We start from the raw sequence: 21,843 nt of genomic DNA on the forward strand, positions 1-21,843 counted from the left end.
GAAAAATGCCGTTCACTCTTAAGTGAACGGCATTACGCCAAGGCGGGTATTTTTATAGAGTAAGCAGCGTTAATTGCGTACTAGGGCGTGTTGACGTTTCAGGGTTGTTTTTGCAGCAATTTGGCTGGTTTTTATGCAAGGCAAAGTCCGTGCAGTGTAGTTATTCTACATAAACGGACGATAACGCGGCAGAAAAGCCAGCCAAATGCTGCCCGAAGGGTTCGTCTGGCAAGCCCTTGCTCTTTGTCACTCGTCATTTGAGTAGAATAACTACATATCATTCCTCGTTTCGCGAGCACGAACTTGCCAGAACGAACAAAATTTAATCTCGAAACGTCAACACGCCCTAGGCATACAACTATTGATTAATAATTGTCGGTACGCCTGTGCGCTCGTCCAGTAGCTTTTTAATCACGCTGGAGTCGGTATCAGCTTTGGCAATAAACTTAGCGATGTCTTTTGGTAAAGCAATTGCCACAGGCTCGTTTGACTCAAACTCAGCAATAGTGCGTGATAGCGGCTGATGCACGGCTAAATAACGCTTTCCATCTGGCTCTTCGGTCGCTTTAATCGGTTGGTTAATAAATTGTACACGTGTTCCAACTGGCACGGTTTTGAACAGATGTTCAATGTCATCGTGACGTAAACGCACGCAGCCTTGGCTAACACGTAAACCAATACCGAAGCTAGCGTTGGTACCATGGATGGCATACAAGTTACCAATGTAGAGTGCATACAGTCCCATTGGGTTATCTGGACCTGCTGGCCATACCGCTGGCAGAATCTCGCCCCTTGCCGCATATTCTTTACGAATGCGTGGCGTTGGTGTCCATGTCGGGTTAGCACGTTTACGTTGCACGCTGGTTACCCAGTTTTCTGGCGTGTCTTTACCAATTTGGCCAATACCGATAGGTAGAACTTCCACGGTATTTTTGCCTTTTGGATAGTAATACAGACGCATTTCAGCAACGTTGATAACTATGCCTTCACGTGGCGCATTGGGCAGAATTAATTGTTTAGGAATTAACAATTTACTGCCTGGCTTTGGAAGAAACGGATCAACACCAGGGTTTGCTTCCAGCAAGTTGCTTAGGCCGAGTTGGAACTGAGCGGCAATATCTTCGAGGGTATGTTTACCCTCTGGCACTGTGTAATACAGGTTCTCGCCAACTAACCGGCTCTTAGAAGACGGTAAAGGGTATTCCGTTGCTAAAGCGGAGAGACTTGGAAAAACCAAAGTCAATAATAAAGCTGTGGTGCGAAGCATACTCATAAGCGGATACTACGATTCCTGTTAATAAAATAACCTGTTTTACGCGGCAGTTTCTTCCCAAAATCGGGCGGCAAATTGTAATACACAATGCACTGGCGCGCGAAGCTCGCATCCTTCCTTATTTTGGATATTATTTCAACTGAAATATGGTTCATAAAGCGTATTTATTGCTTATTTTAGCTTTAAACGTTTTGCGAGCCGATGCAGATTGCCTGGGTCAACTCCTAATGTCCTTGCCGTGGCAGCCCAATTGCCAGTATGTGTGGTAAAGACTTGTTTGATGTAGTCGCGCTGAAATGTGTCGGTTGCTAGGGATAAGCTAACAAACTCTTGCTGGATTTGCGTTGCATTGCTCAACGACGTGATTGCCAATGAACTCATTTTTGAGGTGTTAAGTGTAAAAGGTAAATCGAAATGTTGTGGCGCAATGGTGCAGCAGCCGTCCTGTGCGGTTACGCGTGCTAGAACCGTCGCCCTATGGATAGCGTGTTCTAGTTCGCGTACATTACCCGGCCAAGTATATTGATTGAGCAAGAGTAGGCTACTGTTACTGAAATTAAGTTGTTTCATCCCGAGTTTTTGCCTGTAGCGTTCAGCAAAGAATCCACTCAGAAGTGTGATGTCCTGTTCGCGCTCCCGTAAGGGCGGAACCAGTATCGGAAATACACTTAACCTATGGTAAAGGTCTGCCCTAAAACGACCTGCAAGCACTTCTGTTTTAAGATCTTTATTGGTTGCGGCTATGATGCGGACATCGACTTTTAGGCTGCGATCATCACCTACCTTTTGTATGTCGCCATATTGTAAGACCCGCAATAACTTGGCTTGGAGTGTGAGGGGCAGTTCGCCAATCTCGTCTAGAAAGAGTGTCCCTTTGTCGGCCATTTCAAATTTGCCACTGCGATGGCTAATTGCACCTGTAAACGCACCTTTGATATGACCAAAGAGTTCGCTTTCGGCAACCGATTCGGGGAGTGCTGCACAATTTAGATAGACCAATGGTTTACTGGATCTTGCAGATTTTTGATGTATCGCCTGGGCGACTAACTCCTTGCCTGTACCGGTCTCGCCCAAGATCAGCACATTCAGATCGCTATGGGCTACGACTTCAATCTCTCGGTTCAAACTTTGCATTAAGGGCGAATGGCCAATGATTTCGGCATTCTGGCTCAGGTTAGGGCTATTTTCTTGTGCATGGGTTGAATGGCTGTTTAGGGCCATACGTTCAAGTTTTTCAACCAGTAAAGCATTACTTAAAGATGCTGCTGCAATGGCACTTAAACTGCGTAGCTCGGCATTGCTGAATTGATCAAATTGCAGAGGATTAAAAGCATCGATAGTTACGGCCCCGATAAGCTGTTCATCGGCAAATAACGGTAGTCCGATACAGGCATGCACTTTTAATGCGCCTGTTTGATTGGGGATTAAACCATCGTAAGGGTCTGCAAGTTCGCTGTCAGCCGGGAAGCGCACTATATCCCCCGCACGGGCAATAGCCTCAAGCCTTGGGTGCTCATTAAGGATAAAACGTCTGCCTAGTACGTCATCATTCAAACCATCGATGGCGAGTGGGGTAAAATACTGACCATGAAACGTGAGTAGCGCAGCGGCATCACAGTGTAAGTTTTCTCTAACGGTGTTGAGCAGCCGTGAGAAGCGGTCTCTATGGGCTAAACCTGAGGTGATATCGAGGGCGATACGGGTAAGATCGGTTTGACTAAGGGCCATAAAAACTCCAACAGCTAGATTACCCTGATTTATACCATTGATTGTTATATTGACACATGTAGTTTAAACACGACTAACAGCAAAATGCATGCAGGAATGACTCACCGCAACGTAGCTGCTAGAGATTAGGCAACCAAGGTGCCAGCAATGGCACCTTGGTATGGGACTAACCGTTATTTAGTCTCGTGTTAGTGGTCTGGTAGTAATTGCTCCCCTTGTAACTTTGCAGGTTTATTCAGGGCCTTTCTAATTAAGTCAAATAAGAAGGTGCCCATCAATAATCCGCCGATACTGAAGATGATATCCCCAAACATACGCATCCATACCAGTCTTTCAACCAGCGGACTATGAATGACCTCTGGTGAGCGCGCATACCAATAGCCGTGGTCGATGACCGCAAAAAACTGCGTAATCCCTACAGGTAATAGTGACATAAACACCATAGCCGCTAGGCCAATATTGAGGCTCCAGAAGGCGCCTTTGAGCATTTTGTCATTCCACTGCATATTGCCAGTTAGACCGCGCAGACAGAAAAGCATTAGTCCCATGCCGAGCATGCCATAAACCCCCATAAAGGCAGCGTGACCGTGGGTGGCAGTGGTATTTAACCCTTGAATGTAATAGAGCGAGATTGGTGGATTGATTAAGAAGCCCAGCATACCGGCACCGACCAAGTTCCAAAACGCGGTAGCCACAAAGAACATAATCGCCCAGTGATAACGCTGCATCCATGGACTGGCTTTACGCAAGCGGTAGGTTTCCATTGCTTCAAAACCTATGATGGCTAAAGGCACCACTTCTAAGGCCGAGAAAATTGCGCCCCAGGCGATAACCGAGGTTGGTGTGCCAGTAAAATAGAGGTGGTGTAAAGTGCCGATTAAACCACCGGTTAAGAAGATTACTGTTGTAAACAAGACCGCACCGTTGGCGCTACGGCCACGGATTAAGCCCAAACGTACCAGCATTAAGGCGATAACGGCAGTCGCAAAGGTTTCGAAGAAGCCCTCAACCCACAGATGTACTACCCACCAACGCCAGTATTCTGCAATCGCTAAGTTGGAGTGTTTGCCCATAAAGAGCCCGGCGCCATAGAACAAACCAATTGCGACGCAGGAGGCATAGAGTACCCAAATAACAGGGCGCATCTCGCCTTGAACTTTGAGGGCGGGTTTGATGGCGGCGGTGACTAGGGCGAGCCAAATCAATAATCCAACGAGGAGTAAGATTTGCCATACTCGACCCAGATCTATGTATTCATATCCTTGATGGCCAAAGAGAAAGTTCATATCGAGATCAAAATACTGCTGTACCCCAATCCATTCGCCCGCCATTGAACCGAGCACAACCACCACTAAGGCTACCCAGAGTACGTTAACGCCTATTCGTTGATATTTGGGTTCATGGCCCGATAACGCAGGTGCAATATACAGCCCTGTACCTAACCAAGCAGTTGCGATCCAAAATACGGCTAATTGGGTGTGCCAAGTACGCGTTACTGAATAGGGAAGTATTTCCGCAATAGGTAAACCATAAAACTCTTGGCCTTCTACCGCATAGTGAGCGGTAATACCTCCGAGTAAAATTTGCAATAAAAAGAGACCTATCGCCGTAATGAAGTATTTGCCGACGGCTTTTTGTGAAGCGGTTGGTTTAGTGAAAAACAGCGGGTCTTGTTCCGACGGCTTAGGCAGACTTTCGTGCTTACCGCTGGCATGGTGCCATAGCAATCCACCAATACCCGCTATCAGGGTCACGATACTGAGTATCGACCAGACAATATTATCCGAGGTGGGAGTATTGCCTAATTGAGGATCGAACGGCCAGTTATTAGTGTATGTATAGGGTGCATCTGGGCGTTCAGTGATGGCAGCCCAAGCCCCCCAAAACAGGAACGCATTAAGTTGTTCACGGCGTGTAACATCGGGCACTGTGCCCTCTTTCATGGCGTATTGTTCGCGTAGTGAACTGAGTTTAGGGTCATCACCAAACAAGGATAAATAGTGTTGATTAACCGTGCGAATTGCTTCTACTCGTGTGGTCGATAGCCTAATAAGCTGAGTGCCATCGATCTGTTGTTCAACACTGTTATGGCGTAAATCATCCCTTAATGCTTGTTCAAGCCCCGCTTTTTCTTGGGAACCTAGTTGCTCGAAAGGCGTTTGATATTGTTGCTTGGCGCGCAGGTCGAGCCAAGCTTGGGCTTCTCTGTGTAACCAGTCTGCGGTCCAATCGGGGGCGACATAGGAGCCATGTCCCCAAATCGAACCGAGTTGATGGCCGCCCATTGATCGCCATACTAATTGACCTTGTTCTATATCATGTTCACTAAAGATAACTTGGCCATTCACATCGACAAATGCACTGGGAATGGGTGGTTTTTCTCGATAAATTTCACTGCCTACGCTCAGTAGTACAGTAAATGAGGCAATCAACACTAATAATAGTGCGATAGCGGTGAGTTTTTGTTTGCTCATAAATCCCCTTAATCCAACGTCATTTTGATACCTGTAATTTGCTATTGCGCAATATGTGCCAAGTATTTTTGTCATTGAAAATAAAGGAAAAAATTTAATTTAAATTATTAATAGTGTTTTTTTGATAGCAATAAAAATTGTCATAATGACATTAATTGTCTTTATGACAGCCATTGGTGGGCCAATGTTGATAACACAATGAACTATTCAATTTAATGTGCTCTTTCAAGGTATTGCGGCGATAAATATAGTTAGGTGTGTGTTTTTATCAATATGGTGTCTTTTTAGATGGTTACCGATATTTTTTTGATTAAAAATGGAAAGTTTGTGTCGGATTTATTTTTAAAGAACTTGATAAATATAAGCTTTATTTTGTTTATGCTTATGGTTTGATGTTCAGGTTGTATTTGTCTTTTTATGTGTTTTTATCTGAAAATTAGCCTAAAGTTACTGTTGATGATTATTTTAGTGTAGATGATTGAAATTTAATATTTAAAACTCCAATAATCTGCATTTTTTATGCTAGTATAGAAACACTGAAATTTTTAATTGAGTCATTTTTAATCTAGGTGTTTTTGCTATCGTTTAGCTGAGCCAGCAGCATTTAAGGAGGCATGTGTGGATGCAGATTCCATCAATAGTTTTTTTCTGATCGGTGCCTTACTTACTGCCGTGAGTGTTTTGCTTAGTCCCATGTCATCCCGTCTTGGGATTCCTATCTTATTAATTTTCCTCGCCGTAGGTATTCTTGCTGGTGAAGATGGTCCCGGCGGTATTCTCTTCGATGATTATTCAACCGCTTATCTTGTCAGTAACTTAGCCTTAGCCATTATTTTGCTCGATGGCGGTATGCGCACTCGGGTCGCGAGCTTCAGGGTCGCACTGTGGCCTGCGTTATCCTTGGCAACCTTTGGGGTGGCGATCACCACCAGTATCACAGGCATTATGGCTGCGTGGCTATTTGACTTACATTGGCTACAAGGTTTGCTTGTGGGAGCTATTGTCGGCTCTACCGATGCGGCGGCGGTATTCTCACTGTTAAAGGGACGCAGCCTTAATGAGCGGGTTGGAGCAACGCTGGAAATCGAATCGGGTAGTAACGACCCTATGGCGGTATTTTTAACTGTCACCTTGATTGCCATTCTCGGCAATGTCGATGCCGAGCTCTCTGCAAGCTTTATGCTGATTAGCTTTATTAAACAATTTGGGCTGGGAATTTTATTAGGCTTGGGTGGTGGCTGGCTGCTATGGAAATTGGTGAACTTAAGTCAACTAGCTGAAGGTCTATATTCGATTCTCGTGCTCAGTGGCGGCCTTATTATTTACGCTGCATCGAACAAGCTAGGTGGCAGTGGCATTCTGTCGATTTACTTAGTTGGCCTATTCCTCGGTAATAAGCCAACTCGTGGACGTCATGCGATATTAAACGTATTGGATGGAATGACTTGGGTGAGTCAAATCGGCATGTTTCTCGTCTTGGGACTACTCCTAACCCCCTCGGATCTATTAGATATTTGGCTGCCGGGCTTAGCACTGGCCTTTGGGATGATCCTGTTTGCCAGACCTTTAGCGGTATGGCTAAGTTTGCTGCCCTTTAAGAGTTTTAGCAGCCGTGACCGCTGGTTTATCTCTTGGGTCGGGCTTCGTGGTGCCGTGCCGATTATTTTAGCGGTATTCCCAATGATGGCTGGGCTTCCTGGGGCACAATTGTATTTTAACTTGGCCTTTTTTGTGGTGTTAGTCTCTCTGCTAGTCCAAGGGGCGTCACTCACTACGGCTGCACGCTTAGCAAAGGTAGAATTGCCCCCAAAGCCTTTGCCCGTTTCGCGTTCGGGGGTTGAAATTTACCCGAGCAGCGAATGGGAAGTGTTTGTCTATCGTTTGAGTGAAAGTAAGTGGTGTATTGGTGAACCGCTAAAACGCTTAGCAATGCCCGATGGTACTCGCATTGCGGCAGTATTTCGCAATAACAGGTTATTGCATCCTTCGGGAAGTACGTGCTTAGAGGCGGGTGATATTCTGTGCGTACTCGGGCAGGAAAAGAGCCTTGAAGCATTGAGTAACCTCTTTAGCCAAGCCCCTGAAACCAAGGAGGTTCCACGTTTCTTTGGTGACTTCTTTATCGATACCGAGGTTAAATTGGCGGATCTTGCACCTATCTATGGCTTAACATTAGACGATGAAACTGGCGGCATGACTGTAGCTGATTTAGTTGCTTTAGAGCTAGGTGCGCATCCAGTACTTGGGGACCAGTTTCAATGGCAATCACTCCATTGGGTCGTTGCGGGACTCTATGAAGGCAAAGTCACCAATGTGGGTATTCGCTTACCGGCGGAGGCTTAATCTGGTTTAAGTGTTGTGCTTAACTACCATGTTTAAGCGCTTAGAGCCCTACAAGATGCCTTAGGCAGAAAGATATAAACAAAATGCCAAGCGATTGCTTGGCATTTTGTTTTCTCTTTTAAGCGATTATCTCGATGTGATTAACCAAAAGCTTACTTATATAAGGACTTATCCGTTGGATCTGGGCGCGTCTTAAAGCGGCGATGGAGCCACATATATTGAGCACGATTTTTATCGATAATCTGTTCAATAATTTTGTTACCACGGATGGCATCGGCGACTTCGTCTTCACCTGGGAAATTATCTAATGGAGGCATGATTTCAATCCGGTAGCCTGTATCTCCTTCTGTGCGCTCAACAAAGAAGGGTAATACCTTGGCCTTACCTAACTTTGCCAGCGTGGTTGCGCCAGTAATAGTGGCGGCATCGGGCACGGCATAGAAGGGAATAAACACTGCACTAGAGCGGCCAAAGTCTTGGTCAGCGGTATACCAAATCACATCGGGGTTACGTAAACAACGCACCATCTGGCGTAGATCGCGTTTCGGCACTAAGGCTTTATTCGAACGTAATCGACCTTTCACTTGCAGGTATTCCATCACGGGATTGTTATGTGGGCGGTACACCCCAACACCGGGTTGGAATTGACCAAAAATACGTGCGCCCATTTCCAGTGGTAAGCAGTGCACTGCAAACAGAATCACCCCATGGCCAGCGTTCAAGGTGTCTTGAACGTATTCTTTGCCGGTTATCTGCATATGTTGTTGGATTTTTTCATCGGACCACCACCAGGCATTGATGGTATCGAAAATCGCTTTACCCGTTTCTTCAAAGTTACGGGTGAGGAGCGCTTCTCGCTCGGCCTCTGGCATATCCGGGAAGCAGAGGGTTAAATTTCGGCGCGCGGTATGGGTTCTACTGGCCGCAAGTGCCTTGACTAATCGGCCCATGCCTTTGCCTAATTTCATCTGCCATGATAGAGGCAACACTTGGGTAATCCGCATCACTAACACCCCAAACCACATGGGCCAGTGTTTCGGATGATATAAAGATGATGAAAACTCAGCTTTCTCGACCACAAAAATACTCACTACTTTTGAAAATTACTGCTTATTCTAACTCATCTTTTGCTGAAAATTAGGTACAATCACGGTTTAATTTCTGCAACTGATAAGAGCGCTATGAAGGTTTCTCTGCCAGCATTTGAAAAAGCCAAAGTGTTAGTCGTCGGCGATGTGATGTTAGATCGCTACTGGGTTGGTCCTACGGGACGTATTTCCCCCGAGGCGCCAGTGCCCGTGGTGAAGATTAACCAAGTCGAAGATAGACCGGGCGGCGCGGCAAACGTGGCGCTAAATATCGCGACCTTAGGTGGCCAAGTACAATTGGCGGGCTTAGTGGGCAATGATGATACGGCTAAGGCGTTAACGCTTGGCGTACAAGCACTTGGGGTTGAACCACAATGGTTGAATATTGCTGACAAACCGACCATTACCAAGCTTAGGGTTTTATCGCGCAATCAACAGCTTATTCGCCTCGACTTTGAAGAGTCCTTCGATAAGCAGGATAGTGCGCGCTTAATTAAGCAGTCTGAAGCCTTACTCGATTCGGTCGATGTGGTCGTGCTATCAGATTATGCGAAGGGCGCCATTGATAATCCTCGTGATTTTATCGCGCTCGCCCGTTCCAAAGGCGTAAAAGTACTGGTTGACCCTAAGGGGGTCGATTTTAGCCGTTATCATGGCGCCTCGCTCATCACACCAAATATGAGTGAATTTGAGGCCGTTGTTGGCGCGGTAACCTCTGAAGCAGATCTACTCGAAAAGGCTCGCGGATTACTGAACAAGTACCAGTTCGACGCTATCTTAGTCACTCGCTCTGAAAAGGGGATGACTTTAGTGACGGCCAATGCCCCTGAATTACACATCCCTACGGTTGCCCGTGAGGTGTATGACGTAACGGGTGCTGGCGATACTGTGATTTCAGCTTTAGCAACGTCTTTAGCCGCGGGTGCTGAGTTACCGCAGGCCTGTGCGATTGCCAACACTGCCGCTGGCGTTGTAGTGGGTAAACTGGGGACTTCTACGGTTTCTCGTATAGAGCTGATTGAAGCCCTAGCGCTGCATCACGGTGAATCTGGCTTTGGGGTAGTGAGTGAAGATCAACTTGCTTACGCCCTAGAGCAAGCTAAATTACGTGGTGAGCGAGTGGTGATGACTAACGGTTGCTTCGATATTTTGCACGCGGGACACGTCAGTTACCTCAAGCAAGCCAAAGCCTTAGGCGACAGATTGATCGTGGCCGTGAATGACGATGCCTCAGTCAAACGCTTAAAAGGCGAAGGTCGCCCAGTTAATCAAGTGGATAGACGTATGGCGGTGTTGGCAGGATTAGCCGCCGTCGATTGGGTGGTGCCTTTTAGTGAGGATACGCCACAGCGGATCATCGCCAGATTACTACCGGATCTTTTAGTGAAAGGTGGTGATTATAAGGTTGAAGATATTGCGGGTGGCGCCGAGGTCATTGCTGCGGGCGGCCAAGTGCAAGTGTTAGGATTTGAAGACGGTATCTCTACTACGGCGATTATCCAAAATATCATGGCAAAACAGTGAGTTTAATTGCACTGACTCTGATATCAAGCTTAACTTGGGTGCCTATTGCCGATAAGCAGGCGTTACTTTGTCCTTTAGCGCAATTGAGTCAGTGTCTGGCAACATTTCCACCTCAGGTTCGTGAACAGCTCCCCCACAGCGAGGCCCAGTTTAAAACAGAGCTTGGGCTTCGCAGTGCCATGGTATTACCTGTTGAAGATAGTCATTTCTCCGGCCTAATACTCGTCAATGAGCAAGAAACACCAGAGATCCAACTAGCCAATATTGATGGTATTACCTACCAATTAGATCTAAAAGAACAAGCACAATTGACCCTTTGGCATGAACTAGGCCACCTTGAAAACTTGGCGTTGCAGGGGAGTTTATTACCTAAGGAATTAACACCTTATCAGCATGAATGGTTAGCGGATCTGTATCTCATCTGGTGTATTGCCAATGCTAAAGGCAATTTTGATTTAGCTTGGCAGCAGTATCACCGGCGCAACCTAGCGGCGCTTACAAGTTCGCAATATATGTCACACTGGACGGCACCAATGATGATACAGGTGTTAAATAAATATCAAGTCACTCAAATCGTTCAATATACTCACTATCGTGATTTTGTAGCCGATTTTTATCCTCAAATGGTACAAATTGAACCGCAGGTTTTGCGTGAATATTCGAGTTTAATACAACGAACTTTTAGTGATACCGTGCTACAACCCCTGCCAGAATACCTGTTTTGGCGTAAATCCGATCTTGGGCGTTATTTAACGCCTACCCTAACATTGTTAATGGGGGAGCAAAAAGCACACGACTGGTTAGTACAAAATTCAATGTTATAAATATGTAAACAAAAGCAATAAAATCCTCCGTTTAAAACTGAACCCTAGCTGAACAAAAGTGAAATACACTTGTTTCACGTTTTTAAACAGCAGTAATCCCTGAAAGGCTTTGGTAAGCTCTATCCCACAAAAAGAACAGTGGGAGACTTTATTATGGCTAAGCGCTCGCGAGTACAGACTGAGCAAACCATCAATCAGATTATGGATGAAGCGTTAAGACAAATTTTGACTATTGGCTTTGAGACTATGTCTTATACCACGTTATCTGAAGCAACGGGGATTAGCCGCACAGGTATTAGTCACCACTTTCCGCGGAAGAACGACTTTTTAATTCGCTTAGACAGCCGTATTGGCAATCTTTTTGTTGCTGCGCTCGACTTCTCTAGCCAAGAAGCGCTAGAAACCTCTTGGATGCAAGCGATGCAAGAAGAGCATTACCGCGCAGTGTTAAGATTATTCTTCAGCCTTTGCGGCGGCACCAATAATGAAATCACTCTGTTTAGAGCGGTAAGCACTGCACGTCAGCAAGCCATTGCAGAATTAGGATTAGTGGGCGATCGTACCATCAATCATTTACTCGGCCGTACAGCTGTGATGTTGTTATCTAATTTTGATATTGCTAAAGCGGCATAATCAAAAAATGAATTGCTATCAAAAGGAGCCTTGTGGCTCCTTTTGGTTTTTAGAGGCTAAATTAGTTCGTGATGGGGGAAGTGATATTTGCCTGCTTTAGCTTTTGCTGGCTAAGGTAAACGCCAATCGCCATAAAAGTAAGGGCGGCTGCAATCATTGCGCAGAGTGCATGATGGAATACCAAATGACTGATTAAAAAGGCCGGAATATCCTCTAGGCTATCGATCAGGAACAGTTTTACTATAAGGCCTAGATACAGCAGCAGATGTAATATCGCCCCACTGATAAAAAGCCGTCTAAATTTTTTGACCAGTAGGTCTGCAAGATTAATGTGGTAAAAACGGCAAAAAAGATAACCCCCAACGCCGATACCAATTGATATCCAACCCAGTCCTAATAACGACGTTTTGATTAATATTGCCGACAGCATAAATAATCCAAGCAGCATGATATCTCCTTTTACCTGAAGCGATAAACTGTGCAGAGACTAGCTGAGCAGGCTTAAAAGTATGTGAAAACATAGCGTAATCAAGCGGCTAAAAAACAAAGGGAGCCAATGGCTCCCTTTATGATTTGTATCGAGCGATTAAGCTCACAAGCGTATTACAGTGCCTTTAAAATCGCTTCAACACTGGCCTTAGCATCGCCGAACAACATTTGGGTATTGTCTTTGAAGAACAGAGGGTTTTGTACACCCGCATAACCCGTATTCATTGAGCGCTTAAAACCAATCACGTTTTGGGCTTTCCATACTTCGAGCACTGGCATGCCCGCAATAGGGCTGCCCGGATCTTCCATCGCCGCAGGGTTGACTGTGTCGTTCGCGCCAATCACCAGCACTACGTCTGTATCGCTAAAGTCTTCGTTGATTTCGTCCATTTCAAGCACGATATCGTACGGAACCTTAGCTTCGGCCAACAGTACGTTCATATGGCCTGGTAAACGACCCGCTACCGGATGAATACCAAAGCGCACTTTTACGCCGCGGTCACGCAGTTTTTGGGTGATTTCAGCCACAGGATATTGTGCCTGTGCCACTGCCATACCATAGCCTGGGGTGATGATAACTGACGTTGCGTTTTTCAGCATGTCAGCTACATCTTCGGCGTTGGTCTCACGGTATTCGCCCATTTCTTCATCACCAGAGGAGGCCACACCATCGGTACCAAATCCACCTGCGATAACAGAGATAAACGAGCGGTTCATCGCCTTACACATGATGTAAGACAGAATCGCACCCGATGAACCCACGAGCGCACCTGTTACTATCAGCAGATCGTTTGACAGCATAAAGCCCGCCGCCGCTGCCGCCCAACCTGAGTAGGAGTTCAGCATTGAGACCACAACCGGCATATCTGCACCACCGATAGAAGCCACTAAGTGCCAGCCAAAGGCGAAGGCGATAAGTGTCATCAACAGTAGAGCTGGCATAGTGCCACCGGTTTGCACGAAGTACACTAACAGGCCAAGTGATACCAATACCGCAGCGAGGTTTAGCTTATGGCGATGTGGCAACATCAACGGTTTAGATGAAATTAATCCGCGTAATTTACCAAAAGCGACGATAGAACCGGTAAAGGTTACCGCGCCAATAAAGATCCCGAGGAAGACTTCCACTAAGTGAATGTTGAGCATAGCGCCAGTCATATGCGCGTTTTCAGCCGCTTTTGCCGCTTCGCTCAGCGCATTCTGCACGGCTGCGAGAGTGGAATTCATATCCCCGCCCACGGCCACAACCACTTGTGATACTTGTTCTGGATGTAAGTCGATAAAGCTGTTAAAGCCCACTAACACTGCGGCCATACCCACAAAACTATGGAGCACCGCGACGAGTTCAGGCATTTCCGTCATTTCGACTTTAAGTGCTAAACGCACGCCGATGGCACCACCAATCACCATGGCGACAATAATCCACGCGACACCGCTGGTGTCTGGATTAAAAATGGTCGCCAGTAGGGCGATAGCCATACCTGTGATACCAAATAAATTGCCGTGTTTGGCCGTTTCTTGTTTCGACAATCCAGCGAGACTGAAGATAAAGAGCACGGCGGCAATGATGTAAGCTGCTGTTACCAGTCCTTGAGACACGTTATACCCCCTTAATCCTTACGGAACATCTTCAGCATGCGCTGAGTGACGGTAAAACCGCCGAAGATGTTAATACTGGCGATCAGCACGGCGATAAACGCCAACACAGTGACCAAGGTTGAGCCTTGACCAATTTGCAGCAAAGCACCGACCACGATAATGCCTGAAATTGCGTTAGTCACTGACATCAAAGGCGTATGCAGTGAGTGGGACACGTTCCACACCACGTAATAGCCCACCACGCAGGACAGAATAAATACCGTAAAGTGGGATAAAAACTCGGCTGGCGCTACTGAGGCCACAGCGGCAAACCCCGCTGCACCAAGGGCAGCGAGAATATACTTGAGTTTTGAAGGCGCTTTGGTTTGGGCAGATTTCACTTCCACCTTAGCGGTAGGTTTCGCGGGGGCAGCTGACACCGAAATAGGTGGTGGCGGGAAGGTAACTTCGCCTTCTTTCACGACTGTCATGTTGCGCATGACCACATCATCGAAGCTGATGCTGGCAATACCGTTTTTCTCTTTACACATTAACTTCATCAGGTTGACTAAGTTAGTGCCGTAAAGCTGAGACGATTGTGCAGGCAAGCGGCCGGGAAGATCGGTAAAGCCGATGACTTTGACGCCATTCTCAGTGACAAAGAGTTCGCCAGGCTGGGTGTATTCACAGTTACCGCCCGCTTGTGCTGCCATATCGACAATCACAGAGCCGCTCTTCATGCTGTCGACCATGGCTTTGGTGATTAGCTTAGGTGCAGGACGGCCTGGGATCAGCGCTGTGGTAATGATGATATCGACTTCTTTGGCTTGCTCGGCAAACAGTGCCATTTCGGCGGCGATAAACTCGTCCGACATGGTTTTAGCGTAACCGTCCGATGAGCTGCCATCTTCATTGGTGAAGTCCAGCTTAAGGAACTGGCCACCCATGGATTCGATTTGTTCGGCCACTTCTAAACGCGTGTCGAAGGCGCGAACGATAGCCCCTAAAGAACCTGCGGTACCAATGGCTGCAAGGCCTGCCACACCGGCACCAATCACCAGCACTTTGGCCGGAGGGACTTTACCTGCGGCGGTAATTTGTCCGGTAAAGAAACGGCCAAAGTGGTGCGCGGCTTCAACAACGGCGCGATAACCGCCGATATTTGCCATAGAAGAGAGAGCATCGAGGGATTGGGCACGGGAAATACGTGGCACCATGTCCATCGCCATCACATTGATGTTGCGTTTAGACAGTTTCTCGACCAACTCAGCATTTTGAGCGGGCCAGATGAAGCTGATTAAGGTCGCGCCTTCTTTAATTTGCGCAATTTCAGCATCGGTCGGTGCATTGACTTTAAAAATCAGATCCGCTTGCCAAACCTCTGTCGTGATCTTCGCGCCAGCTGCTTCAAAAGCGGCATCGTCAAAGCTAGACAGTAAGCCAGCATTGGCCTCAACAACAACTTCAAAGCCGAGCTTTTTAAGCTGTTCGACGGTGGCTGGAGTCGCGGCGACCCGAGTTTCACCGACGAGACTCTCTCTCGGTATTCCAATCTGCATGATTACTCCCTGATGGTTTATATAATCGTTCCGCCTGAGTGCTTCCCTTGAGCTAAACCTAGGTAGGGCTAGGCCGCGATAAGAATGAACTCGTCTATTCAATTGTGGCAGTTAGTTAGCGCATTCAAATTTGGTATAAAATTTGTGTTTTAAAACAAACTTCTTAGCGAGCAACAAAAGGTCACAGTACTGCAGGCTCGTACCATTGTGGCAATACTTTGGTTTGACACAAGCGCATATTGCTCAAGCTAGTCGATTCTGCACTGGTCGTATCAAAAAGTTTTAACCAGTGCACACTTTTGTAGCTTAATTTTTGCACTTTGTATATTCCAAAATGGAATTAAAAATCAAATTTTATTCTTTTTTGCTTTTCCAAATCCACGTTAATCTGCTGGGTATTACACTGTCATAGGGCCGTCTCATGTTGTTAAAAGAACTTTCATCACTGGCTTCACCCCTGTCGCAACCGCAGGTCGACAAGCTGAAACAACTCACCGCGGAATTAAATGCCGTGCAACTTGCTTGGGTGAGTGGTTATTTAGCCGCAACAGCCAATGCGGGAGGGAATCAAGCCCAGCTAGTGCCAGTGTCTGATACACAGGCAGCGCAGACTGTAACCATTCTCTATGGCAGCCAAACCGGCAATGGTCGTGGCATTGCCAAAGCCTTGGCCGAAAAGGCTAAAGCACAGGGCTATAGCGTGAATTTAGCCTCCATGGGTGAATACAATGTGCGCCAGCTCAAGCAAGAAACTTTGTTATTGCTGGTGGTCAGTACCCATGGTGAAGGTGAAGCGCCGGATGATGCGATTGAATTACATAAGTTTTTAGCATCAAAACGCGCACCTCAATTAAACAACTTACATTACTCAGTGTTGGCTTTGGGTGATTCGAGCTATGAGTTCTTCTGCCAAACCGGTAAAGACTTTGATGCGCGGCTTTCGGCATTAGGCGCTAAAGCCTTATTGCCGTTGGTTGAGTGTGATGTGGATTATGAGGCTGCGGCCGGACAGTGGCACGCCGATGTGCTTACTGCGGTTAAGCCACTCATTCAAACCACGGCTAATGTGGTGGCAATGAATGAAATTAATTCAACTTCGGCGCAAGTTGCCAGCGAGGGCGAATTTACTAAGCAAAACCCTTACAGTGCCGAAGTGTTGGTGAGCCAAAAGATCACCGGACGCGGTTCAGACAGAGATGTGCGCCACGTTGAAATTGATTTAGGTGAATCAGGCTTACGCTATGAAGTCGGTGATGCCCTTGGGGTGTGGTTTAGCAATAGCGAAACCTTAGTCGATGAGATTTTAGCGGGCTTAGGGTTAGCGGCCGATGCCAAGGTGACTGTCGCTAATGAGTCAATCAGCCTCAAGCAAGCCTTGATCGAGAAGAAAGAACTGACGCAGTTGTATCCTGGTTTAGTCAAAACTTGGGCCGAGTTGTCCGCAAGTCCTGAGCTACTTACTATTAGCGAAGATAAAGAGCAGGTTCGTCAGTTTATCTTACATCATCAGTTTGCCGACTTAGTGGCGAACTATCAGCTCAAGGCCGATGCTCATCTCGACGCTAACAAGTTAGTTGAGTTATTACGCCCATTAACGCCAAGACTTTACTCCATCGCCTCGAGTCAGAGTGAGGTTGATACGGAAGTGCATTTAACCGTGGCATTGGTGGAAGATGAACATCAAGGGCAAACGCGTTTTGGCGGCGCATCGCACTTCTTAGCCTCGGCGCAGGAAGGCGCCGAAGTAAAAGTGTATGTTGAACCGAACAAGCATTTCCGTTTACCTGAAGATCCACAAACGCCGGTCATCATGATTGGTCCAGGCACAGGGGTTGCACCGTTTCGCGCCTTTATGCAGGAGCGCGTGGCACAAGGCGCTGAGGGCGATAGCTGGTTATTCTTCGGCAACCCGCATTTTGAACAGGACTTCCTGTATCAAACCGAGTGGCAACAATATTTGAAAAACGGCGATTTAACCCGTATCGATGTGGCATTTTCGCGGGATCAAGCCCATAAGATTTACGTGCAGCACCGCATTAAAGAACAGGGACAAACCCTGTGGCAATGGCTGCAAAATGGCGCGCATCTCTATATTTGTGGTGATGCCGAGCGTATGGCTAAAGACGTACACCAAGCCTTATTAGCGGTTGCGGTGGAGTTTGGCGGACTGTCGAGCGAGGCGGCGGAAGAATATTTCGAGACCCTGCGCAGTCATAAACGTTACCAAAAAGACGTGTACTAATTAATCGATCCCAAAGATAGAGAGCAGTATCCACGGAGATACTGCCGCCGAACGAATTTTAAGAGGCAGTTGCCATGAGTGAGCAAAAGTTAGCATTAAACGAATACCTAAAGACCGACAGTGATTATCTGCGTGGCACCATTAAAGAAGGATTAGACTCCTCGGTGACGGGCAGTTTTAGCGATGGCGATCAGCAATTGATCAAATTCCACGGCTTCTATCAGCAGGATGACCGTGATTTACGTAACGAGCGTAAAGAGCAAAAACTCGAGCCTTTGTATAGCTTTATGTTACGTGCCCGCGTGCCAGGCGGTGTGTGTACACCTAAGCAATGGTTAGGCGTGGATGAAATTGCCTCGACGCTCACCAGCTCTAACAGTATTCGTTTAACGACGCGCCAGACGTTCCAATACCACGGCATTCCAAAGCGTAATCTTAAGACCATTATTCAAGGTTTGGACCGTGAGGCGCTCGACTCTATCGCCGCCTGTGGTGACGTTAACCGTAACGTGATGTGTAACCCGAATCCGGTCGAATCTAAGCTGCATGCGCAGGCCTATGAAGTCGCGAAAAAGCTGTCTGATCACCTGCTGCCCCACACTCGTGCCTACGCCGAGATTTGGTTAGATGAAGAGAAGTTACTGACCACAGAAGACGAAACCGTTGAACCTGTATACGGCAAAACCTACTTGCCACGTAAGTTTAAGATGGCCGTTGCCGTACCGCCGGATAACGATGTTGACGTCTACACCAACGACTTAGGCTTTATTGCGGTGGCCGAAAATGGTGAATTAGTCGGTTTTAACCTAACCGCTGGTGGCGGCATGGGCTCGACCCACGGTGAAGTGGAAACCTTCCCGCGCTTGGCCGATGACTTTGGTTTCATCAAAACCGAAGATGTGATGAAGTTTGCCGAAGCTGTGATGACAGTGCAGCGTGACTGGGGTAATCGTACCAACCGTAAGCGTTCGCGTCTTAAGTACACTATCGTCGATCATGGTTATGAGAAGTTTAAGGCCGAAGTGGAAGCCCGTGCTGGTGTCAAGTTTGAGCCGAAGCGCGATGTGGTGATTGGCGATCGCGGCGATCGTTATGGCTGGGTCGAAGGTGTCGATGGTAAGTGGCATTTAACCCTGTTTATTGAAAGCGGCCGCATTAAAGACGTGCCTGGTAAGAGTTTGCAAACCGGTATGCGTGAAATCGCGAAGATCCACAAGGGTGATTTCCGCATGACCTCAAACCAGAATATGATTATCGCGGGTGTGGCGCCCGAGGATAAAGCGACCATCGAAGGCCTTGCCCGTAAACATGGTTTACTTGGCCAAGTGTTGACCCAAACTCGCGGTCATTCGATTGCCTGCGTGGCCTTGCCAACCTGTCCATTGGCGATGGCGGAAGCCGAGCGTTATTTCCCTGAGTTTATCGACCATATCGATGCGCTGCAGGCGAAAAATGGCATTAGCGATCAAGCCATAGTAGTGCGTATGACCGGCTGTCCAAATGGTTGTGCGCGCCCATTTGCTGCCGAAATCGGCTTAGTGGGTAAGGCGCCGGGCCGCTACAACCTGTATCTCGGGGCGAACTTCGAAGGCACTCGTCTGAATAAGATGTACAGAGAGAATATCCAAGAGGCTGAAATTCTTGCTGAATTGGATGCATTATTTGCCCGCTACGCGGTTGAGCGTAATGCAGGCGAAACCTTTGGTAACTTCACCGTCCGCACGGGCGTAGTGAAGGCGGTTATCGATGCCGCTAAGGATTTCCATGGCTGATCTTGATTCTGGGGTGACGGGTTCCGGCTTGCCGAACGCGTTGCAGAGCGTGGTAAGTCACAGCGAACTTAAAGCGCTGCTGACGGCGCCTAAGGATGTGCAGCGAGCCGAACTGGAACGCATTAATCGCTTCTTAGCTGGCTTGACGGCTCAAGAGCGAGTGCTCTGGGGCTTAGCCTATTTGCCGGGTAATCACGCGCTGTCATCCAGTTTTGGGATCCAAGCGGCGGTGATGTTGCATATGGTGAGTCAGGTGCAATCGGATATTCCGGTGATTTTAACGGATACTGGATACCTCTTTCCTGAGACATATCAGTTTATTGACCAGCTTACCGAGCGTTTATCCTTAAATCTTAAGGTCTACCAAGCGCCGATGACGGCGGCATGGCAGGAGGCGCGCTTTGGCCAATTGTGGGAGCAGGGCTTAGAGGGTCTTGAACGTTATAATCGCCTCAATAAAGTGGAGCCGATGCAACGTGCTTTGGCGGAACTTGAAGTAGGCACTTGGTTTGCGGGACTTCGCCGGAGCCAGTCGAGCACTCGCGAAGAGTTACCGATATTGGCTATCCACGGTACTCGCTTTAAGCTGCTGCCGATTATCGAATGGTCGAACAAAGATGTGCATCTGTATTTGACTCAATTTGACTTGCCTTACCATCCTCTATGGGAGCAAGGTTATGTTTCTGTTGGGGATACCCATTCTACTAAACCCTTAGAATTAGGGATGTCTGAAGAAGAAACACGCTTTAATGGCTTAAAACGCGAATGCGGTCTGCATTACGAAATATAGCCATCTATTTGATTAAATAGAAAAATGCCACAGTATTCCCTGTGGCATTTTTTATTTTATGCCACTAAAAGAGTATTTTGCTTAATTTTAAAGCGGTTTGGCCGTTAAGGTATTTTGTATGTCATTCTGCCGTCATCAAAGTCAGATAAATTGTATTTTCATAGAGTTAGTTAAGATGTGTTTGCCTGAATTAAATTTTTTGTACATTTTTACTCACAGGGTTATGCACATTAGAATGTTCTGAGCTATATTACAAAGTTCCCGTAGATGGTTTTGAGGGAGTTTACTGCGCAGATACGGATTAGTCGGTATTTTGCCAAGTTAAGTTGTTGAATATCGCTATTTATGGGCTTAGTTTGCTGTGTAGCGATATAACGAGACGGAAAACGGTAGCACTTCCAAAGGACCTTGCTCGCCGCTGCGAGTATCCAGCAGTTTGATTGACTTGCTAGCGCTTGTTAATCAGTCATTTTCACCTCGGTCAGCTGTGGTCAAAGCTGCCGAGGTTGAGCCAAATTTGTGGCATCATTAATTTATCTTCCTCATTCAATTCAGCTCGGTTTTTTGTAGTTTATGACTTACTATCATCGGTTTACACTTTGCTATTCTACTGTAAGCAAAAAATCTCTTAGACTAACAGTTAGTTTGGATGGCGTGATTGATGAGGATAATTAAATGACCGCCCCTTTGTATGCCATGCGCGATCATGTCAATCGTCCCCAAGTTAATCATCCAAACCCTAAGCCTAAGATGCGCGGTGTTAAGCGTGTATTTATTTGGTTAGCCAAATTGGTTTTGGGTTTATTTTTCGCCTCTATTTTAAGTGTGGTACTACTCCGTTTTATCGATCCTCCGATGTGGAGTTGGCGAATAGAGCGGGCGTTGTTTCCGCCCGCACCGATTAGTGAGGTTAGGCATCAATGGCGCTCGCTTGAGCAAATCTCCCCTGAACTGCAATTAGCCGTGATTGCCGCAGAAGATCAAAAGTTTGCTGGCCACAGTGGTTTTGATTTAGACGCGATTAGTTCGGCCATCGAATACAATCAAAAAGGTAAAAAGGTTCGTGGGGCCAGTACCTTAAGCCAGCAAGCGGCAAAAAACCTGTTTATGTGGTCGAGCCGTAGTTTTATCCGTAAGGGCATAGAGGCGTGGTTTACCCTGTTAATGGAACTGTTTTGGGATAAGGCGCGTATCCTTGAGGTATACCTGAATATTGTTGAATTTGGTCCTGGGATTTATGGTGCCGAAGCGGCAGCAAAGCATTATTTTGGCAAGAGTGCAGCCAAATTAACTCGTTATGAGGCGTCATTATTGGCTGCAGTTTTACCAAACCCTTGGCGTTATAAAGTCTCCCCCCCTTCTTCCTATGTTGAACAACGCTCCGCTTGGATCCGCAAGCAAATGCGTCAGTTAGGTGAGGTGACACTCAAAAAAGTCGGTGAGGCACAATAAATTTGCGATTGTGATTTTGTTATTAAATTGTAATTATGCATCTCTGATGAGTAGGATGAGTGTTAGACGTTCGA

The 21,843-nt window shown here is 46.9% G+C and carries 15 protein-coding genes; 8 read left to right on the forward strand and 7 right to left on the reverse strand.

What is annotated here, in order from left to right; all coding sequences use genetic code 11:
* Positions 1 to 358: 358 nt before the first annotated feature.
* The 3 genes from SHEWPOL2_RS03225 to SHEWPOL2_RS03235 all read right to left on the reverse strand — a co-directional run bounded on the left by SHEWPOL2_RS03225 (position 359) and on the right by SHEWPOL2_RS03235 (position 5,475).
* Positions 359 to 1,273 (reverse strand): L,D-transpeptidase family protein, encoded by a 915-nt coding sequence (locus tag SHEWPOL2_RS03225; RefSeq protein ID WP_037426062.1) that lies wholly within the window; start codon positions 1,271 to 1,273, stop codon positions 359 to 361.
* Positions 1,274 to 1,444: 171 nt separating this feature from the next.
* Positions 1,445 to 3,001 (reverse strand): nitric oxide reductase transcriptional regulator NorR, encoded by a 1,557-nt coding sequence (norR, locus tag SHEWPOL2_RS03230; RefSeq protein ID WP_037421715.1) that lies wholly within the window; start codon positions 2,999 to 3,001, stop codon positions 1,445 to 1,447.
* Positions 3,002 to 3,189: 188 nt separating this feature from the next.
* Positions 3,190 to 5,475 (reverse strand): nitric-oxide reductase large subunit, encoded by a 2,286-nt coding sequence (locus SHEWPOL2_RS03235; protein WP_037426066.1) that lies wholly within the window; start codon positions 5,473 to 5,475, stop codon positions 3,190 to 3,192.
* A 618-nt stretch (positions 5,476 to 6,093) separates the two neighbouring features.
* Between SHEWPOL2_RS03235 and SHEWPOL2_RS03240 the strand changes: the two genes are divergently transcribed.
* Positions 6,094 to 7,818, forward strand: coding sequence for a potassium/proton antiporter (locus tag SHEWPOL2_RS03240; protein WP_037421709.1), 1,725 nt, complete (start codon positions 6,094 to 6,096; stop codon positions 7,816 to 7,818).
* 152 nt (positions 7,819 to 7,970) lie between these two features.
* Here the strand turns inward: SHEWPOL2_RS03240 and SHEWPOL2_RS03245 are convergent, their stop codons facing one another.
* Positions 7,971 to 8,897 carry an LpxL/LpxP family Kdo(2)-lipid IV(A) lauroyl/palmitoleoyl acyltransferase gene (locus SHEWPOL2_RS03245; RefSeq protein ID WP_037421862.1) on the reverse strand — a complete coding sequence of 309 codons (927 nt, stop codon included), beginning with the start codon at positions 8,895 to 8,897 and terminating at the stop codon, positions 7,971 to 7,973.
* A 102-nt stretch (positions 8,898 to 8,999) separates the two neighbouring features.
* Between SHEWPOL2_RS03245 and hldE the strand changes: the two genes are divergently transcribed.
* The 3 genes from hldE to SHEWPOL2_RS03260 all read left to right on the forward strand — a co-directional run bounded on the left by hldE (position 9,000) and on the right by SHEWPOL2_RS03260 (position 11,887).
* Positions 9,000 to 10,430: a bifunctional D-glycero-beta-D-manno-heptose-7-phosphate kinase/D-glycero-beta-D-manno-heptose 1-phosphate adenylyltransferase HldE gene (gene hldE / locus SHEWPOL2_RS03250; protein ID WP_037426068.1), complete on the forward strand. Its 1,431-nt coding sequence runs from the start codon at positions 9,000 to 9,002 to the stop codon at positions 10,428 to 10,430.
* Positions 10,427 to 11,254, forward strand: coding sequence for a hypothetical protein (locus SHEWPOL2_RS03255; RefSeq protein WP_037426071.1), 828 nt, complete (start codon positions 10,427 to 10,429; stop codon positions 11,252 to 11,254). The genes hldE and SHEWPOL2_RS03255 overlap by 4 nt, the downstream gene beginning before the upstream one ends.
* Before the next feature lie 153 nt (positions 11,255 to 11,407).
* On the forward strand, positions 11,408 to 11,887 hold the full coding sequence (locus SHEWPOL2_RS03260) for a TetR family transcriptional regulator (protein ID WP_037421701.1): 480 nt from the start codon (positions 11,408 to 11,410) through the stop codon (positions 11,885 to 11,887).
* A gap of 61 nt (positions 11,888 to 11,948) precedes the next feature.
* On the opposite strand, the gene SHEWPOL2_RS03265 is transcribed toward SHEWPOL2_RS03260, so the two are convergent.
* From SHEWPOL2_RS03265 to SHEWPOL2_RS03275, 3 genes are all read right to left on the reverse strand, one after another.
* Positions 11,949 to 12,335, reverse strand: coding sequence for a hypothetical protein (locus SHEWPOL2_RS03265; protein ID WP_037426074.1), 387 nt, complete (start codon positions 12,333 to 12,335; stop codon positions 11,949 to 11,951).
* Positions 12,336 to 12,490: 155 nt separating this feature from the next.
* Positions 12,491 to 13,975, reverse strand: a complete 1,485-nt coding sequence (gene pntB / locus SHEWPOL2_RS03270; protein ID WP_037426077.1) for a Re/Si-specific NAD(P)(+) transhydrogenase subunit beta — start codon at positions 13,973 to 13,975, stop codon at positions 12,491 to 12,493.
* 11 nt (positions 13,976 to 13,986) lie between these two features.
* The gene (locus SHEWPOL2_RS03275; protein ID WP_037426080.1) at positions 13,987 to 15,513 is read right to left on the reverse strand and encodes a Re/Si-specific NAD(P)(+) transhydrogenase subunit alpha; all 1,527 of its coding nucleotides are present in this window, start codon (positions 15,511 to 15,513) and stop codon (positions 13,987 to 13,989) included.
* Between the two features lie 421 nt (positions 15,514 to 15,934).
* Between SHEWPOL2_RS03275 and SHEWPOL2_RS03280 the strand changes: the two genes are divergently transcribed.
* The 4 genes from SHEWPOL2_RS03280 to mtgA all read left to right on the forward strand — a co-directional run bounded on the left by SHEWPOL2_RS03280 (position 15,935) and on the right by mtgA (position 21,769).
* Positions 15,935 to 17,755: an assimilatory sulfite reductase (NADPH) flavoprotein subunit gene (locus SHEWPOL2_RS03280; RefSeq protein ID WP_037426083.1), complete on the forward strand. Its 1,821-nt coding sequence runs from the start codon at positions 15,935 to 15,937 to the stop codon at positions 17,753 to 17,755.
* Between the two features lie 74 nt (positions 17,756 to 17,829).
* Positions 17,830 to 19,527 (forward strand): assimilatory sulfite reductase (NADPH) hemoprotein subunit, encoded by a 1,698-nt coding sequence (cysI, locus tag SHEWPOL2_RS03285; RefSeq protein ID WP_011625339.1) that lies wholly within the window; start codon positions 17,830 to 17,832, stop codon positions 19,525 to 19,527.
* Positions 19,520 to 20,317: a phosphoadenylyl-sulfate reductase gene (locus SHEWPOL2_RS03290; protein WP_037426086.1), complete on the forward strand. Its 798-nt coding sequence runs from the start codon at positions 19,520 to 19,522 to the stop codon at positions 20,315 to 20,317. The genes cysI and SHEWPOL2_RS03290 overlap by 8 nt, the downstream gene beginning before the upstream one ends.
* A 675-nt stretch (positions 20,318 to 20,992) precedes the next feature.
* Complete coding sequence (gene mtgA, locus SHEWPOL2_RS03295) at positions 20,993 to 21,769, forward strand: monofunctional biosynthetic peptidoglycan transglycosylase (protein ID WP_037426089.1); 777 nt, start codon at positions 20,993 to 20,995, stop codon at positions 21,767 to 21,769.
* Positions 21,770 to 21,843: the final 74 nt, after the last annotated feature.

Source organism: Shewanella sp. POL2 (assembly GCF_000282755.1).
Classification (GTDB): Bacteria; Pseudomonadota; Gammaproteobacteria; order Enterobacterales; family Shewanellaceae; genus Shewanella; species Shewanella xiamenensis.

Bases quoted from the DNA above. Each gene is read 5' to 3' on its own strand.
- mtgA (WP_037426089.1), top strand. From the start codon at position 20,993: ATGACCGCCCCTTTGTATGCCATGCGCGATCATGTCAATCGTCCCCAA.
- SHEWPOL2_RS03225 (WP_037426062.1), bottom strand. From the start codon at position 1,273: ATGAGTATGCTTCGCACCACAGCTTTATTATTGACTTTGGTTTTTCCA.
- cysI (WP_011625339.1), top strand. From the start codon at position 17,830: ATGAGTGAGCAAAAGTTAGCATTAAACGAATACCTAAAGACCGACAGT.
- SHEWPOL2_RS03265 (WP_037426074.1), bottom strand. From the start codon at position 12,335: ATGCTGCTTGGATTATTTATGCTGTCGGCAATATTAATCAAAACGTCG.
- hldE (WP_037426068.1), top strand. From the start codon at position 9,000: ATGAAGGTTTCTCTGCCAGCATTTGAAAAAGCCAAAGTGTTAGTCGTC.
- SHEWPOL2_RS03290 (WP_037426086.1), top strand. From the start codon at position 19,520: ATGGCTGATCTTGATTCTGGGGTGACGGGTTCCGGCTTGCCGAACGCG.
- SHEWPOL2_RS03280 (WP_037426083.1), top strand. From the start codon at position 15,935: ATGTTGTTAAAAGAACTTTCATCACTGGCTTCACCCCTGTCGCAACCG.
- SHEWPOL2_RS03260 (WP_037421701.1), top strand. From the start codon at position 11,408: ATGGCTAAGCGCTCGCGAGTACAGACTGAGCAAACCATCAATCAGATT.
- norR (WP_037421715.1), bottom strand. From the start codon at position 3,001: ATGGCCCTTAGTCAAACCGATCTTACCCGTATCGCCCTCGATATCACC.
- SHEWPOL2_RS03235 (WP_037426066.1), bottom strand. From the start codon at position 5,475: ATGAGCAAACAAAAACTCACCGCTATCGCACTATTATTAGTGTTGATT.
- SHEWPOL2_RS03275 (WP_037426080.1), bottom strand. From the start codon at position 15,513: ATGCAGATTGGAATACCGAGAGAGAGTCTCGTCGGTGAAACTCGGGTC.